Below are 12975 nucleotides of genomic sequence, written 5' to 3'. Positions count from 1 at the left end.
CGGCACCCGCCCGCGCGGGGTGTCGAGCCGCGGCACCGCGAGCGCGTCGGGCAGGCCGGTGAGGTAGGCGAACCCCGGCGCGAACCCGCAGAACGCCGACACGAACTCCAGCTCCGCGTGCCGCTCGACGGCGCCCGCGCGATCGGTCCCCCAGCGCTCGGCGACGTCGTCGAGGTCGGCGCCGTCGTAGGTCGTCGGCACCTCGACCAGCTCACCCACCCCGGCCCGCGAGCCGGGCTCCCAGCGAGCCAGGACCCGGTCGAGCGCTGCCGCGTCCGCGACCCCGTCGAAGAGCACCGTCTCGGCGCCCGGCACCACCTCGAGCGCCGCCACCCCGGCGTGCCGCGCGTGGGCCGCCAGGCCGAGCGCCGCACCGGCGTCGGCGACCTCGACCAGGAACGCGGTCGGGCCGACCGGGACGAGCTGCATGTCACCAGTGTTCACGAGGACGTCACCCACCGGGCCGCACCAGCCGTCACGATGGGTCCGAACACCCCAAAAAGAGTGAGGGCCTCTTGATGGTATGAGCATCAGGAGGCCCTCGGGGTGTCCGGCGGCGTGACGTCCGGACGACCTGGCGACGCCTCCGACCCCGCCGTTCCCGTCACCGGTCCGACGCCCCGAGCGAGCTCGAGGTCTGGGTCTTCGTCATCGCTAGATCTCGCCCGGTTGAGGTGACGTCCGGACCACCGTGCCGGCCTGCCGATCCCGCCGCCCCCGTCACCGGGTCGCCGCCCCCGCTCGGCCCGAAGGCTCCGCGGGAGTGTGGATCTTGCTCCGTCACGCTGTCGTCGGGCGGGTGACGCCCCACGATCGAGCCCTCGCTCCGACCCCGACCTCCCGTCACCGGGTGCCGCTCCAGCGGCTCGAGAGCCGCCAGGAGGATGGGTCCTCGCTCCTGCCGATCCCCTCCGCTCCGGCTTCCCTCACGGGCCGCCCTTGCTTCGGTAAGGAGAGTTCTACGCCCGCCGGATCGACCCGCGCAAGGCATCGGGCCGACATTCCCCCGGTCCCACAGCCCCCTCCACAGCCCGGGCCGGTTCATCCACAGGTGGGGCCGTGATTCCACAGCCTGCGGACTAGTCCTGTGGACGAGCCGCGAGCCCCCGGAGCCGCCAGCCCGCCGTCTCCAGCGCGGCGCGCACGGCGCGCGCGTGATCGACCGCGCTGGGGGTGTCACCGTGCACGCACACCGAGTCGACCCCGGGGGCGAGCTCCACCGCCCGGGCCGCGATCGCCGTGCTGTCCTCGAGCACGGCGCCCGGCTCGCCGCGCGGGAGCAGCCGGCCGTCGCCGGCGTAGCCCCGGTCGGGGAAGCCCTCGAGCAGCACCCGTCGCCCGGCGGCGTAGGCCTGGTCGAGCAGCTCCCCGGGCATCCCGAGCACCGGCAGGGAGCCCGACCCGGCGAGCACCGCCATCGCCTGCTCCTCGTCGTCCAGCACGCGGTGGTAGAGCGCGCCGTGCGGCTTGAGGTAGCGCACCGACGTGCCGGCCGCGACCGCGATCTCGGACAGCACGCCGACCTGGTGGGCGACCTGCTCGCGCAGGATCTCGTAGGCGACGTCGACCGCGACCCGGCCGAAGTTCGGACGATCGGCGTAGGAGACCTGTGCGCCCACGGACACGCCCCGCTCGACGGCGCCCTCGCACACGGCACGCATGGTCGCCGCCGACCCGGCGTGGTAGCCGCACGCCACGTTGGCGCTGGTGACGACCGCGAGCAGGGCCGCGTCGTCGGTGACCTCCTCGCCGAGGTCGGCGTTGAGGTCGAGGGTCCGGTCGGTCACAGCTCCTTGCCCTGGTAGAGCTCGACGGTCTCGTAGCCGAGGCCCTCGTAGAGCGCCCGCGCGCCGTGGTTGTAGCCGAACACGTTGAGCCCCAGCGCGTGCGAGCCCTGCTGCTGGGCCCACAGCGCGCCGGCGCGCATCAGGCCGCCGCCGTAGCCGCGGCGCCGGTGGTCCTCGTCGACCGCGACGTCGTAGACGAAGGCGATCGGACGCTCGGTGCCGACCCAGAGGGTGCCGACCTGCAGGCCGTCGACCCGGCCGACGAAGAACTGGTGGTGCTCGGTCGCCAGGCCGTCGGGGAGCAGCTCGGCGTGCTGCTCGCGGGAGACCTTGAGCGCGTGCTCCGGGCTCTCGCCCGACCTGGTCCGCGCCTCGGCGTAGGCGTCGATCTCGTCGGCCTCCCAGAGGTCGTAGGCCGCCGCGTCCATCGGCTCGAGCGTCACGACGTCCTCGGCCGGCAGCTCCTGGCCCAGGTCGAGGCGCATCTGCACCGCGGCCGTCTCGAACCCGCCGTCGGCCACGAACGCCTCGGTCACCGGGTCGCCTGGATAGACCCCTGCGGTCAGCCGACGCGCCCCGGCGTCGCGCGCCACGACCTCGAGGAGCGCGCGCACGGCCGGCGCCCGGTCCGGGTCGTCGAGAGCCAGGCGCAGCACCGAGCGGTCGTCGCCCTGCTCGACCAGCCAGACCCGGCCGACGCGCTCCCCCTCACCGAGCACGTCGAGCACCGCGGTCCGCTCGCGGACCCGCACGACCATGGTGTCGGCGGCCTCGCGGGCGCGGTCGGGATCGACCTGCTCGGCTAGGAACCGGCGGTGGACGAGGTGCTCGGCGAGCTCCTCGAAGGGCGGGTCGGCGACGGGCTGCAGGGTCAGGTCGGGCACGGACCGACTCTCCCAGACCACCCGGCTCCGTCCACCAGTCATTTCCCGCTGCGGCGTCCCCGGGGGCTGGTGGATACGGTGCGTGGCATGACTTCGACGTCGCACCCCACCACCCCACCGACGGCGCCGCGACGTCCCGTCACCACCGAGCACCACGGTCGCACCCGGGTCGACGACCACGACTGGCTGCGCGACAAGGAGTCGCCCGAGGTGATCGCGCACCTCGAGGCCGAGAACGCCTGGACCGAGGAGCGGACCGCCCACCTGGCCTCGCTGCGCGAGTCGATCTTCGGCGAGATCAAGGCCCGGACCCGCGAGACCGACCTGTCGGTGCCGACCCGGGTGCGTGAGCACTGGTACTACGGCCGGTCCTTCGAGGGCCGCGAGTACGGCGCCAGCTGCCGGGTCCCGGTCAGCGGGCCCGACGACTGGACGCCGCCCCAGCCGGCCGAGGACGCCTCCCCGGACCAGCCCGCCCTGCCCGGCGAGGAGGTGCTGCTCGACCTCGACGCCCTCGCCGACGGCCACACGTTCTTCTCCCTCGGCGGCTCGACGATCACCCCCGACAGCCGGCTGCTGGCCTACGCCACCGACGTGGTGGGCGACGAGCGCTACACGATCCGCTTCAAGGACCTCACGACCGGCGACCTGCTGCCCGACGAGATCACCGGCACCCTCGGCGGCGGCACCTGGGACCGCGCCGGCGAGCACCTCTACTACACGACCGTCGACGAGTCGTGGCGCGCCGACAAGGTCTGGCGGCACCGCCTCGGCACCGCCCAGGCCGACGACGAGCTGGTCTTCCACGAGACCGACGGCCGGTTCTGGGTCGGCTGCGGCCGTACCCGCAGCGACCGGTTCCTGGTGGTCGCCGCCGGCTCCAAGACCACGAGCGAGTACCACGTGATCGACGCCGACGCGGCCACCGACGGCCCGCCCGAGCTGTGGTGCTTCGCCGCGCGCGAGGAGGACGTCGAGTACGCCCTCGAGCACGCCGTGATCGCCGGCGAGGACCGGTTCCTCGTGCTCCACAACGCGACCGGACCCGACTTCGAGCTCGGGGTCACGCCCATCGAGCCGACGCCGCGCGCCGGCTGGGCCCCGCTCGTCCCCCACGACCCGGCCACCCGGCTCGAGGACGTCGACGCCTTCGCCGGCCACCTCGTCGTCCACCAGCGCAGCAACGGGCTGACCCAGCTGCGGATCATCGAGCTCGACGACGGCACCAGCGGCAGCAGCGGCACCAGCAACGGGATCGGTGACGACTACCTCGTCGAGTTCGACGAGGAGGTCTACACCGTCGGCTCCGGCGCCAACCCGCGCTTCGACCAGCCCACCGTGCGCCTCGGCTACGTGACGATGGCCGTGCCGTCGTCGGTCTACGACTACGACGTCCGCGCCCGCGAGCTGACGCTGCTCAAGCAGGCCCCCGTGCTCGGCGGCTACGACCGCGACGACTACGAGGAGCACCGGCTCTGGGCCACCTCGGCCGACGGCGAGCCGGTGCCGATCTCGCTCGTCGTACGCCGGGACGCGCGGGCCGCGGACCAGCCCGTCCCGCTGCACCTCTACGCCTACGGCGCCTACGAGATGTCGACCGACCCCGCGTTCTCGATCGCCCGACTCTCGCTGCTCGACCGGGGCGCGGCCTTCGCGATCGCCCACGTGCGCGGCGGCGGCGAGATGGGCCGCCGCTGGTACGACGACGGCAAGCTCGAGCACAAGCAGCACACGTTCGACGACTTCGTCGCGTGCGCCCGGCACCTCGTCGCCGAGGGCTGGACCACCGCCGACCGGCTGGTCGGCGAGGGCGGCAGCGCCGGCGGCCTGCTGATCGGCGCCGTCGCCAACCAGGCGCCCGACGCGTTCGGCGGCCTGGTGGCGCAGGTGCCGTTCGTCGACCCGCTCACCTCGATGCTCGACGCGAGCCTGCCGCTGACGGTCACCGAGTACGACGAGTGGGGCAACCCCGAGGCCGACCCCGCGGCGTACGACACGATCGCGGCCTACGCGCCCTACGACAACGTCGGCGCCCACACCTACCCCCGGATCCTCGCCGAGACGTCCCTCCACGACACCCGCGTGCTCTACGTCGAGCCCGCCAAGTGGGTGGCCCGGCTGCGCTCGGACGCGACCGACGCCGACGTGCTCCTCAAGATCGAGATGTCGGCCGGCCACGGCGGCGTCTCGGGTCGCTACCAGGCCTGGAAGGACCGCGCGTTCACGCTGGCCTGGGTGCTCGACGTCATGGGCCTGGCCTGAACCCGGCCCGACCTCGGCCCGGTCTGGGCTGAGTATTGGGGAACAGGGCTGAGAAGTCGCTGAGATCTGGGGATTCGGGCAACTCTGGGGCCATCCGAAGCGTCGTTGCTGTCGAAGGCCTAGCACAGATGCCAAGCCTTCCGGGTGATGTGGGAATCCACCTCCCCAGACGAACGTTGGACAACACGTGGACGCAAGGCCGTCCACGAGACCATTAGGAGGGTCCCCATGGCAACCAGGACCGCATCACGGGGTGGCCGCGAGATCGAGGGACGCGACAGCGTCGGCCTCTACCTCGACGAGATCGCCCGCAACCCGTTGCTCGACGCGGCCATGGAGGTCGAGCTCTCCAAGACGATCGAGGCCGGCCTCATGGCCGAGGCCCTGCTCGCCGAGGGCCGGGTCGGACGCCGCAAGGGCGGCGCCCCCATGCGAGCCACCGAGGAGGAGCTCGAGTGGCTCGCCGAGGAGGGCCGGGCGGCCGTCAAGACGTTCATCAACGCCAACCTGCGACTGGTCGTGTCGATCGCCCGCAAGTACGGCCGGGCCCAGATGCCGATGCTCGACCTGATCCAGGAGGGCAACACCGGCCTCATCCGGGCGGTCGAGAAGTTCGACTACACCAAGGGCTACAAGTTCTCGACCTACGCGACCTGGTGGGTGCGGCAGGCGATCACCCGCGGCATCGCCCAGCAGGCCCGCGTCGTGCGACTCCCCGTCCACGTCGTCGAGGAGCTCAACCAGGTCGGCGGCGCCCGCCGCACGCTCGAGCGCCAGCTCGGCCGTGACCCCGACCCGGCCGAGATCGCCGCCGAGCTCGGCATGGAGGTCGACCGCGTGCTCGACCTGATGGCCTGGGGTCGCGAGCACGTCAGCCTCGACACCCCGGTCGACGAGGACGGCGACACCTCCTTGGGCGACCTGATGGCCCAGGAGACCGCTCCGTCCCCCGACATGACGGTCCTCGACACCGAGTCGCGCGACCGCCTCAACAGCCTCGTCGGTCAGCTCGACGACCGCGCCGCCGACATCATCCGCTCGCGCTACGGTCTGGTCGACGGGCGCCAGCACAAGCTCGCCGACATCGGCACCAAGCACGGCATCTCCGCCGAGCGGGTCCGTCAGCTCGAGCGGGAGGCGCTGCAGAAGCTGCGCCGCCTGGGCGACCCCGACCTGGCTGCCTGACCTGCTTCGTCCTCGGGAGCCCCGACCGCTGGTTGCGGTCGGGGCTCCTGAGATTTTTGGGGTGCCGGGGCGGTGGCGGATTCCCCGGCCGGCCGGGGATTCCGACCCTTGTCAGGGGTTGCAACCCCTGACAAGGGTCGGTTCCCCCTGACAACCTGGACCCCATGCGGATCGAGCCCGACGACCTGAGCAGCGCCACGATCGTGGCGTTCCTGGAGGCCCACGTCGCCCAGCTGCGCGCGACGTCGCCTCCCGGGTCGAGCCACGCGCTCGACCTGACGGGCCTCCGGGCGCCGGGGGTGTCGTTCTGGTCGGCCCACGACGACGGCGAGCTGGTCGGGTGCGCCGCGCTCAAGCGCCTCGACGACGACCACGCCGAGCTCAAGTCGATGCGTACGGCGCCGCACCGGGTCGGGGAGGGCGTCGGCGGCCGGCTCGTGACGTTCGTGCTCGGCCACGCCCGGGAGGCCGGGTTCGGGCGGATCAGCCTCGAGACCGGCAGCCAGGAGTTCTTCGCACCGGCCCGGCGGCTCTACGCGCGGCACGGGTTCGTCGAGTGCCCGCCGTTCGGCTCCTACCGGCCCGACCCGTCGAGCACGTTCATGACGCGGGCGGTGTGAGGGCCAGCTCGTCCTCGACGTACGACGGACGCGCCAGCGCCAGCCCGCACACGGCCAGCGGGACGATGAGGGCGGTGAGGGCCAGCAGCGGCACCGTCCAGCCGTCGGTCAGGTCGTGCAGCACCCCGAACCCGAACGGCCCGACCGCCGAGAACAGGTAGCCGACCGACTGCGTGAAGGCCGACAGCGAGGCGGTGCCCTCCGGGGTGCGCGAGCGCAGGCCGATGAGCACCAGGACCAGTGGGAAGGTGCAGGTCCCGGCGCCGACGAGCAGCGCCCACAGGACCGCCAGGTCGTGCGGGGCCAGGGCGAGGCCGACGTAGCCGACCGGGTAGCAGGCGGCCAGGGCGAGCACGAGCGGCGTCAGGTTGGTCATCCGGCCCGCGAGCGACGGCACCAGGAACGAGAGCGGGATGCTGGTCCCGGTGATCACCCCGAGCAGCAGCCCGGCCGTGCTCGCCGAGTAGCCGGCGTCGCGGTAGATCGCGGCGAACCAGCCGAAGACGGCATAGGCCTGCAGCGACTGCAGGGCGAAGAACGCGGCCATGAAGCGGCCGGTCCGGGTGCGGGCGATCGCCGAGAGCGGGATCCGGTCGGCGGCGACGGGCCGCACCCGGTCGCGGTCGCGGCCGACGAGGGCCAGCCACGGCACCAGGGCCAGCGCGGCGAGCAGCGACCACGCCGCCAGGCCGCTGCGCCACCCGTCCGCCGACCCGCTCGCCTCGCTGATCGGGACGGTCAGGACCGACGACCCGGTGATGCCGACGGCGAGGGCGGTGGAGTAGACGGCGGTGAGGGTGCCGACGCGCTCGGGGAAGTGCAGCTTGACCAGCGACGGCAGCACCACGTTGGCGGTGGCCATGCCGCCGAGGGCGACCAGCGACAGCAGCAGGAACGGTACGACGCCGTCGACCCGACTGCGGGCGAAGAGCCCCACGGTGACGCCGGCCAGCGAGAGGGCGGTGATCCGGTGCGGCCCGACGATCCCGGCCAGCCGCGACGCCAGCGACCCGAACACCGCGAACGCGACCACGGGCAGGGCCGTGAGGATGCCGGCCTCGGTGCCCGACATGTCGAGACCCGCGCGGACGTCGTCGAGGACGGGCCCGACGCTGACCGCCGCCGGGCGCAGGTTGACGGCGAGGACGACGATCCCGACGAGGACGAGGACCCGCCCGCTGGCGCGGTCCGCCGGGCTCACGAGGGTGGTCGGGAGGACGACCGGCCGGTCAGCTCGGCGAAGACCTGCTCGACCCGCTCCCGCAGCTGCTCGCGGGTCCCGGCGTTGTCGATGACGTGGGTGGCGATGGCCAGCCGCTGCTCACGGGTGGCCTGGGAGGCGATCCGTGACTCGGCGTCCTCGCGGGTCCAGCCCCGGTCACGGAGCATCCGCTCGATCCGCACCTCGTCGGGCACGTCGACCACGAGCACCGCGTCGAAGCCGTCGGCGCGACCGGCCTCGGCCAGCAGCGGGATGTCGTGGACCACCAGGTCGTCGGGCCCGGTGGCGGCCTCGAGCTCGGCGTAGCGCTCGAAGACGAGGGGGTGGACGATCGACTCGAGCACCTTGCGGCGCTCGGCGTCGTTGAAGACGATCGCGCCGAGCCGCGGACGGTCCAGGTCGCCGGCGGGCAAGAGGATGTCGGCGCCGAACGCCTCGACCACCTGCTCCAGCCCGGGGGTGCCCTGCTCGACCACCTCGCGGGCGAGCACGTCACCGTCGATGATGGTGGCACCCAGCTCGCGCAGGATGTCGGCCACCGAGCTCTTCCCCGAGGCCACGCCGCCGGTCAGTCCCACTCGCACCCGGCGAGCCTACTGACCGCGCCGCCGGCTCAGTCGCCGCCTCCGCCGCCACCGCCGTCTCCCCCGCCACCGCCGCTGTCGCCACCGCCGCCGTCACCGCCGCCGTCACTGCCCCAGCTGCCGCCGCCCCCGTCACCGCCTCCGTCGCCGCCGCTGTCGTGACCGTGGTGCCCGCCGCCGTCGAACCAGCCGTCGCCGTCGCGGCGGTCGGTGCCACCGGCACCACCGTCGGCCGCCACGTAGGTGCCGGTGGACCCTGGGTCGGTCGCCGACGACGTACGCCGCCCGCTGCGGTTGCGCCCGCCCCGGCCGAGCCCGGCCACGATGCCGACGATGACGACGAGCCACGCGACGGCGATGAACGCGATCACGACCACGAAGAACTCCATGCCGCTCTCCTGCCCCGATCCGGGCCGTGCACTCCTAGCAACCGTGGTTGGCCTGGGCGCAGATCTCGGTGATGTCGAGCGGCTCGGCCGGCGGTCCGCCGACGACCTCGACCGTGGGCGGTCCGTCCGTGGCGGTCGAGAGATCGGGCGCGGCGTAGACGACCAACCACCACAGGTCGGTCACGGAGCCGACGAGCTCGGACTCCGCGACGTGGCCGTCGGGGAACGTGTAGGTCACCTGGAAGTCCTCCTCGCCGTCGGGCACCAGCCCGCCGGCGATGAACAGCGCCTGCTTGCCGCGGGGGAACTCGCTGCTCAGCTCGTAGGGGTTGCGCTCCCCGCCGCCCGCGACCGGCTTCGGGTGGTGCACCGTCACGCCACCGCCGAAGTCGTTGCACAGCGTGTACTGGCCGTCGGCCAGGTAGAACGTCGTCGTCCCGAGCTCGTTGTCGAACGAGGCGCTCGGCTCGGCACCCGGGAGGATCGCGCGGGTCTCGCGGTCGCACTCCGTGGCCGCCGGGGTGGGCTCGACACCGGGCGACGGTTCGCCGTCCGGCGGCATCGGGAAGCCGTCCGGGGTCGGGGTCGGCGCGACGTCGGGGGCGGTCGAGGACGCCGACGGCGTGGCGGGGCCGGCCGGCCCGGCCCCGCGCTCGTCGTCGCCACCGAGCAGCACGACGCCGACCACGAGGGCACCGACGGCGATCGAGGCCGCGACCGGCACGAGCCACGCGCGCGCGGCGCGTGACCGGGTCTGGGTGCCGGCCACGACCCGGGCGCGGATGCGGGCACGGGCGGCGGGGTCGAGCGGCTCGTCGGGCGGGTTCAGCTCGCTCATGTCAGGCTCCTTCGGACGTGGCAGGGAGGTCGAGGCGGCGCCGGGCTCGCGAGAGCCGCGAGCGGACCGTGCCGACCGGGACGTCGAGGGCCGCAGCCGCGGCCTCGTAGGACAGCCCGGACCAGGCGACGAGCGCGACCACGTCGCGCTCGCGCTGCGGGAGCCGCTCGATGGCGTCGAGCACCTCCCGCGCGCGCTGCTCGGTGTCGAGCCGCTCGGCGACCCGGTCCGCGTGGTCGGGCTGCACCTCGGGCTGCGGCAGCCGGGACACGGCCCGCAGGTGCCGGCGTCGGCCGCGCGTCAGGTTGCGGCAGACGTTGGTGGCGACACCGTAGAGCCACGGGACGACGGTCCCGTCGTGCACCTGCACCCGCTGGCGGTGCCGCCACACCTCGAGGAACACCGTGGCGGTGGCGTCCTCGGCGTCGGCGCGGTCAGCGGTCAGCCGGAAGCAGTGCCGGAAGATGCGGTCGGCGTGGCGGTCGAAGAGCTCGGTCAGGGCGTCGGCCTGGCCCGCCCTCAGCCCCGCGGCCAGGTCGGCCTCGCTCGGTCTGGTCACGGTGTCCTCCGGTGGGCTCATACCCTGTCATGTCCGGTGGCGGACCATGGTTCCCGGACAATTACCTTGCTCTCGAGCGCACTCCAACGCCTAGCGTGGCCGGATGCGTACCGTCCCGCTCGGCAGCCAGGGTCTCGTCGTCTCCAGCCAGGGTCTGGGCTGCATGGGGATGAGCCAGTCCTACGGCGAGCCCGACGACCCCACGTCCTACGCCACCCTCGACCGGGCACTCGAGCTCGGGGTCACCTTCCTCGACACCGCGAACGTCTACGGCGCGATCGGTGAGTCGGGGTTCGGGGGCAACGAGGTGCTGCTGTCGTCGTGGCTGGCCACCCACCGCGACGAGGTGCAGCTCGCGACCAAGGTCGGCATCGCCGGGATCGACGTCGGCCAGGCGTCCGGCAGCGGCGCCCGGTTCGAGCTCGACGGCTCACCGGCGGCCGTGGCGGCGGGCATCGACGCCTCGCTGCAGCGCCTGGGCACCGACCACGTCGACCTCTACTACCTCCACCGCGTCGACCCGGCGACGCCGCTGGAGGACACCATCGGCGCGATGGCCGAGCTCGTCACCGCGGGCAAGGTGCGCTACCTCGGCGTCTCCGAGGTGACCGCCGACCAGCTGCAGCGGGCGCACGCCGTCCACCCGATCACGGCCGTCCAGAGCGAGTGGAGCCTGTGGACCCGCGGCCTCGAGGACGAGGTGGTCCCGACGGCGCGACGGCTCGGCGTCGGTCTGGTCCCGTTCTCGCCGCTCGGGCGCGGCTACCTGACCGGAACGGTCACCTCCTCGGCCGACTTCGGCACCCGGGACAGCCGCCGGACCAACCCGCGCTTCACCGACGACAACCTCGACGCCAACCAGGCGATCGTCGCCGAGGTCCGCTCGGTCGCGGACGCCCGTGGCGTCCTCCCCGGGCAGGTCGCGCTCGCCTGGGTGCACGCGCAGGGCGACGACGTGGTGCCGATCCCGGGCACCAAGCGGCCGACCTACCTCGAGCAGAACGTCGCGGCCTCCGACCTCACGCTCACCAGCGACGAGCTCGAGCGGCTCGGGGCGCTGGCCGACCGGGTGACGGGCAGCCGCTACTGAGGTGGGCCCCGGTCAGACGCGGGCGAGCCCGGGGGCCGCGGTCGCGGCCGTCGCCCGGCAGACCTCGTCCCACGGGGTCGGGGCGAGCCCGAGCTCGCGCTGGGTGACCGCGGAGTCCATGACGTAGGTGCGCTCGAACATGTACGACGTCTCCCGCATCTCGCGCAGGAACCCGACGAACACCCCGCCGAGCGACAGCATCGCGCCCGGCCAGGGCCGGACCCTCGCCGGCGCGACACCGGCGGCGCGGCAGACGTCGGCCACCGCCTGCGCCTGGGCGACCGGGGCGTTGGACGGTGCGTGCCAGACGCGGCCGTGCGTCTCTGGACGCCCGGCGACGGCCACCAGCGTCCGGGCCATGTCGCGCACGTCGGTCCAGGTGTGCGGCAGGTCGACAGCGCCGAACATCCGGACGCTCCTGCCCTGCACCGCCCTGGCGGCCACCTGGGCCACGTGCGACACGACCACCTCGGGCCCCATGTAGTCGGAGCCGCGGACCTCGACCGCCCGAAGCCGCCCGGCCTCGTGCGCCGCGCGGGCCTCGGCCCACATCTCGGCGCGCAGCCTGCCCTTGGTCCCCTCGGCCACGTCGGGCTGGCCCTCGACCATCGGGGCGTCGGTCGGGCCGTAGCCGTAGAGGCAGGACGCCGTCACCAGCACCGCGGCGGTGCGCTCGGCGGCCGCGAGGAACGCCGTGGCGACCGGCGGCCACCAGGTCGACCACACGTCGTACGACGGCGGGTTGACGCAGTTGTAGAGCGCCTCAGCGCCCCGCGTCAGCTCGGTCAGGGCGTCGGCGTCGCTCACGTCGAGCGCGACCCGGCGCACGCCGTCGATCTCCGCGCCCGACCCGGACCGGCTGACGAGGACGACGTCCTCGTGCCCCTGGGCGACCAGCTCCCTGACCGTCGCCGTCCCGACCGGACCCGACCCGACCACCACGTGCTTGCTCATGACTTCTCCTTCTCCTTATTCGAAATGAGAGCACTGCTCTCGTCGTGCCTCCAGAGTGCCATCCCTCGCGACGATTTGCAAGAGCACTGCTCTCGTTTGTTGCTGCCGCTCTCGTTCCGAGGCAGGATCGGGGCATGTCAACCGCACCCCGCACCGCACGTGCCACCGCCCGCGCCGAGCTCACCCGCGCGATCCTCGACAACGCCGCGACCCAGCTCGCCGAGATCGGACCCGCCGCCCTGTCGGTGCGCGCCATCGCGCGCGACCTGGGCATGGCCTCGTCCGCCGTCTACCGCTACTTCCCGAGCCGCGACGCCCTCCTGACCGCCCTCATCGTCGAGGCCTACGACGACCTCGGCGCGACCGTCGAGGCCGCGGACGCCGCCGTGCGCCGCGGCGACCTGCGCGGCCGGCTACGCGCCATCGCCAAGGCGCTGCGCGGCTGGGCGATCGAGCACCCGCACCAGTACGCCCTCACCTACGGCTCCCCCGTGCCCGGCTACGCGGCCCCCGAGGACACGGTCGCCCCGGCCACCCGGGTCGCGATCGCCCTCCTCGAGCTGGTCCGCGACGCCCAGCAGGCCGGCCGCCGACCGCGCGG

General features: G+C 73.6%; 14 protein-coding genes. 5 read left to right on the top strand and 9 right to left on the bottom strand.

Translation table 11 applies throughout. The features are described from left to right. The 3 genes from Q7T52_RS20280 to Q7T52_RS20270 form a co-directional block, all read right to left on the bottom strand. On the bottom strand, positions 1-429 hold a 429-nt coding region (locus tag Q7T52_RS20280; protein WP_304805367.1), incomplete at its 3' end, for a carboxyltransferase domain-containing protein. Positions 430-1079: 650 nt separating this feature from the next. Then, the gene (locus Q7T52_RS20275; RefSeq protein WP_304805366.1) at positions 1080-1787 is read right to left on the bottom strand and encodes a 5-oxoprolinase subunit PxpA; all 708 of its coding nucleotides are present in this window, start codon (positions 1785-1787) and stop codon (positions 1080-1082) included. Continuing rightward, positions 1784-2671, bottom strand: a complete 888-nt coding sequence (locus Q7T52_RS20270) for a GNAT family N-acetyltransferase (protein WP_304805365.1) — start codon at positions 2669-2671, stop codon at positions 1784-1786. The genes Q7T52_RS20275 and Q7T52_RS20270 overlap by 4 nt, the downstream gene beginning before the upstream one ends. Positions 2672-2758: 87 nt before the next feature. Between Q7T52_RS20270 and Q7T52_RS20265 the strand changes: the two genes are divergently transcribed. The 3 genes from Q7T52_RS20265 (at position 2759) to Q7T52_RS20255 (ending at position 6738) form a co-directional block, all read left to right on the top strand. After that, a complete protein-coding gene (locus Q7T52_RS20265; RefSeq protein WP_304805364.1) occupies positions 2759-4933 on the top strand; it encodes a S9 family peptidase in 2175 nt (724 codons plus the stop codon). 228 nt (positions 4934-5161) lie between these two features. Continuing rightward, positions 5162-6118, top strand: a complete 957-nt coding sequence (locus Q7T52_RS20260; RefSeq protein WP_304805363.1) for an RNA polymerase sigma factor RpoD/SigA — start codon at positions 5162-5164, stop codon at positions 6116-6118. Between the two features lie 164 nt (positions 6119-6282). Continuing rightward, positions 6283-6738, top strand: a complete 456-nt coding sequence (locus Q7T52_RS20255) for a GNAT family N-acetyltransferase (RefSeq protein WP_304805362.1) — start codon at positions 6283-6285, stop codon at positions 6736-6738. On the opposite strand, the gene Q7T52_RS20250 is transcribed toward Q7T52_RS20255, so the two are convergent. Genes Q7T52_RS20250 through Q7T52_RS20230 form a run of 5 tightly spaced genes read right to left on the bottom strand, consistent with a single transcriptional unit; the run spans position 6719 to position 10330 of the window. Beyond that, the gene (locus tag Q7T52_RS20250) at positions 6719-7939 is read right to left on the bottom strand and encodes an MFS transporter (protein WP_304805361.1); all 1221 of its coding nucleotides are present in this window, start codon (positions 7937-7939) and stop codon (positions 6719-6721) included. The genes Q7T52_RS20255 and Q7T52_RS20250 overlap by 20 nt on opposite strands. After that, on the bottom strand, positions 7936-8544 hold the full coding sequence (gene coaE, locus Q7T52_RS20245) for a dephospho-CoA kinase (protein ID WP_304805360.1): 609 nt from the start codon (positions 8542-8544) through the stop codon (positions 7936-7938). The genes Q7T52_RS20250 and coaE overlap by 4 nt, the downstream gene beginning before the upstream one ends. 29 nt (positions 8545-8573) lie before the next feature. Beyond that, positions 8574-8933, bottom strand: a complete 360-nt coding sequence (locus Q7T52_RS20240; protein WP_304805359.1) for a hypothetical protein — start codon at positions 8931-8933, stop codon at positions 8574-8576. A gap of 34 nt (positions 8934-8967) precedes the next feature. Next, positions 8968-9771, bottom strand: a complete 804-nt coding sequence (locus tag Q7T52_RS20235) for a hypothetical protein (RefSeq protein WP_304805358.1) — start codon at positions 9769-9771, stop codon at positions 8968-8970. A gap of 1 nt (position 9772) precedes the next feature. Then, a complete protein-coding gene (locus Q7T52_RS20230) occupies positions 9773-10330 on the bottom strand; it encodes an RNA polymerase sigma factor (RefSeq protein ID WP_304805357.1) in 558 nt (185 codons plus the stop codon). 103 nt (positions 10331-10433) lie between these two features. Here Q7T52_RS20230 and Q7T52_RS20225 point away from each other — a divergent pair, with 103 nt between their 5' ends. Beyond that, entirely contained in the window at positions 10434-11420 is a 987-nt protein-coding gene (locus Q7T52_RS20225) for an aldo/keto reductase (protein WP_304805356.1), read from the top strand. A gap of 12 nt (positions 11421-11432) precedes the next feature. Here Q7T52_RS20225 and Q7T52_RS20220 read toward each other — a convergent pair whose 3' ends face one another. Beyond that, the gene (locus Q7T52_RS20220) at positions 11433-12374 is read right to left on the bottom strand and encodes an NAD-dependent epimerase/dehydratase family protein (RefSeq protein ID WP_304805355.1); all 942 of its coding nucleotides are present in this window, start codon (positions 12372-12374) and stop codon (positions 11433-11435) included. Positions 12375-12508: 134 nt separating this feature from the next. On the opposite strand from Q7T52_RS20220, the gene Q7T52_RS20215 reads away from it, so the two are divergent. After that, a partial coding sequence (locus Q7T52_RS20215) for a TetR/AcrR family transcriptional regulator (RefSeq protein WP_304805354.1) occupies positions 12509-12975 on the top strand: 467 nt, incomplete at its 3' end.

It is taken from the genome of Nocardioides sp. (genome assembly GCF_030655615.1).
In the GTDB taxonomy this organism is placed as follows: domain Bacteria; phylum Actinomycetota; class Actinomycetes; order Propionibacteriales; family Nocardioidaceae; genus Nocardioides.
Note: the sequence above shows the minus strand (reverse complement) of the source record. Positions and strands in the feature narration are given on the sequence as shown.

Excerpts from the sequence above, each read along its gene's own strand:
- Q7T52_RS20265 (WP_304805364.1), top strand. The coding sequence starts at position 2,759 with ATGACTTCGACGTCGCACCCCACCACCCCACCGACGGCGCCGCGACGT.
- Q7T52_RS20240 (WP_304805359.1), bottom strand. The coding sequence starts at position 8,933 with ATGGAGTTCTTCGTGGTCGTGATCGCGTTCATCGCCGTCGCGTGGCTC.
- Q7T52_RS20220 (WP_304805355.1), bottom strand. The coding sequence starts at position 12,374 with ATGAGCAAGCACGTGGTGGTCGGGTCGGGTCCGGTCGGGACGGCGACG.
- Q7T52_RS20255 (WP_304805362.1), top strand. The coding sequence starts at position 6,283 with ATGCGGATCGAGCCCGACGACCTGAGCAGCGCCACGATCGTGGCGTTC.
- Q7T52_RS20235 (WP_304805358.1), bottom strand. The coding sequence starts at position 9,771 with ATGAGCGAGCTGAACCCGCCCGACGAGCCGCTCGACCCCGCCGCCCGT.
- Q7T52_RS20225 (WP_304805356.1), top strand. The coding sequence starts at position 10,434 with ATGCGTACCGTCCCGCTCGGCAGCCAGGGTCTCGTCGTCTCCAGCCAG.
- Q7T52_RS20260 (WP_304805363.1), top strand. The coding sequence starts at position 5,162 with ATGGCAACCAGGACCGCATCACGGGGTGGCCGCGAGATCGAGGGACGC.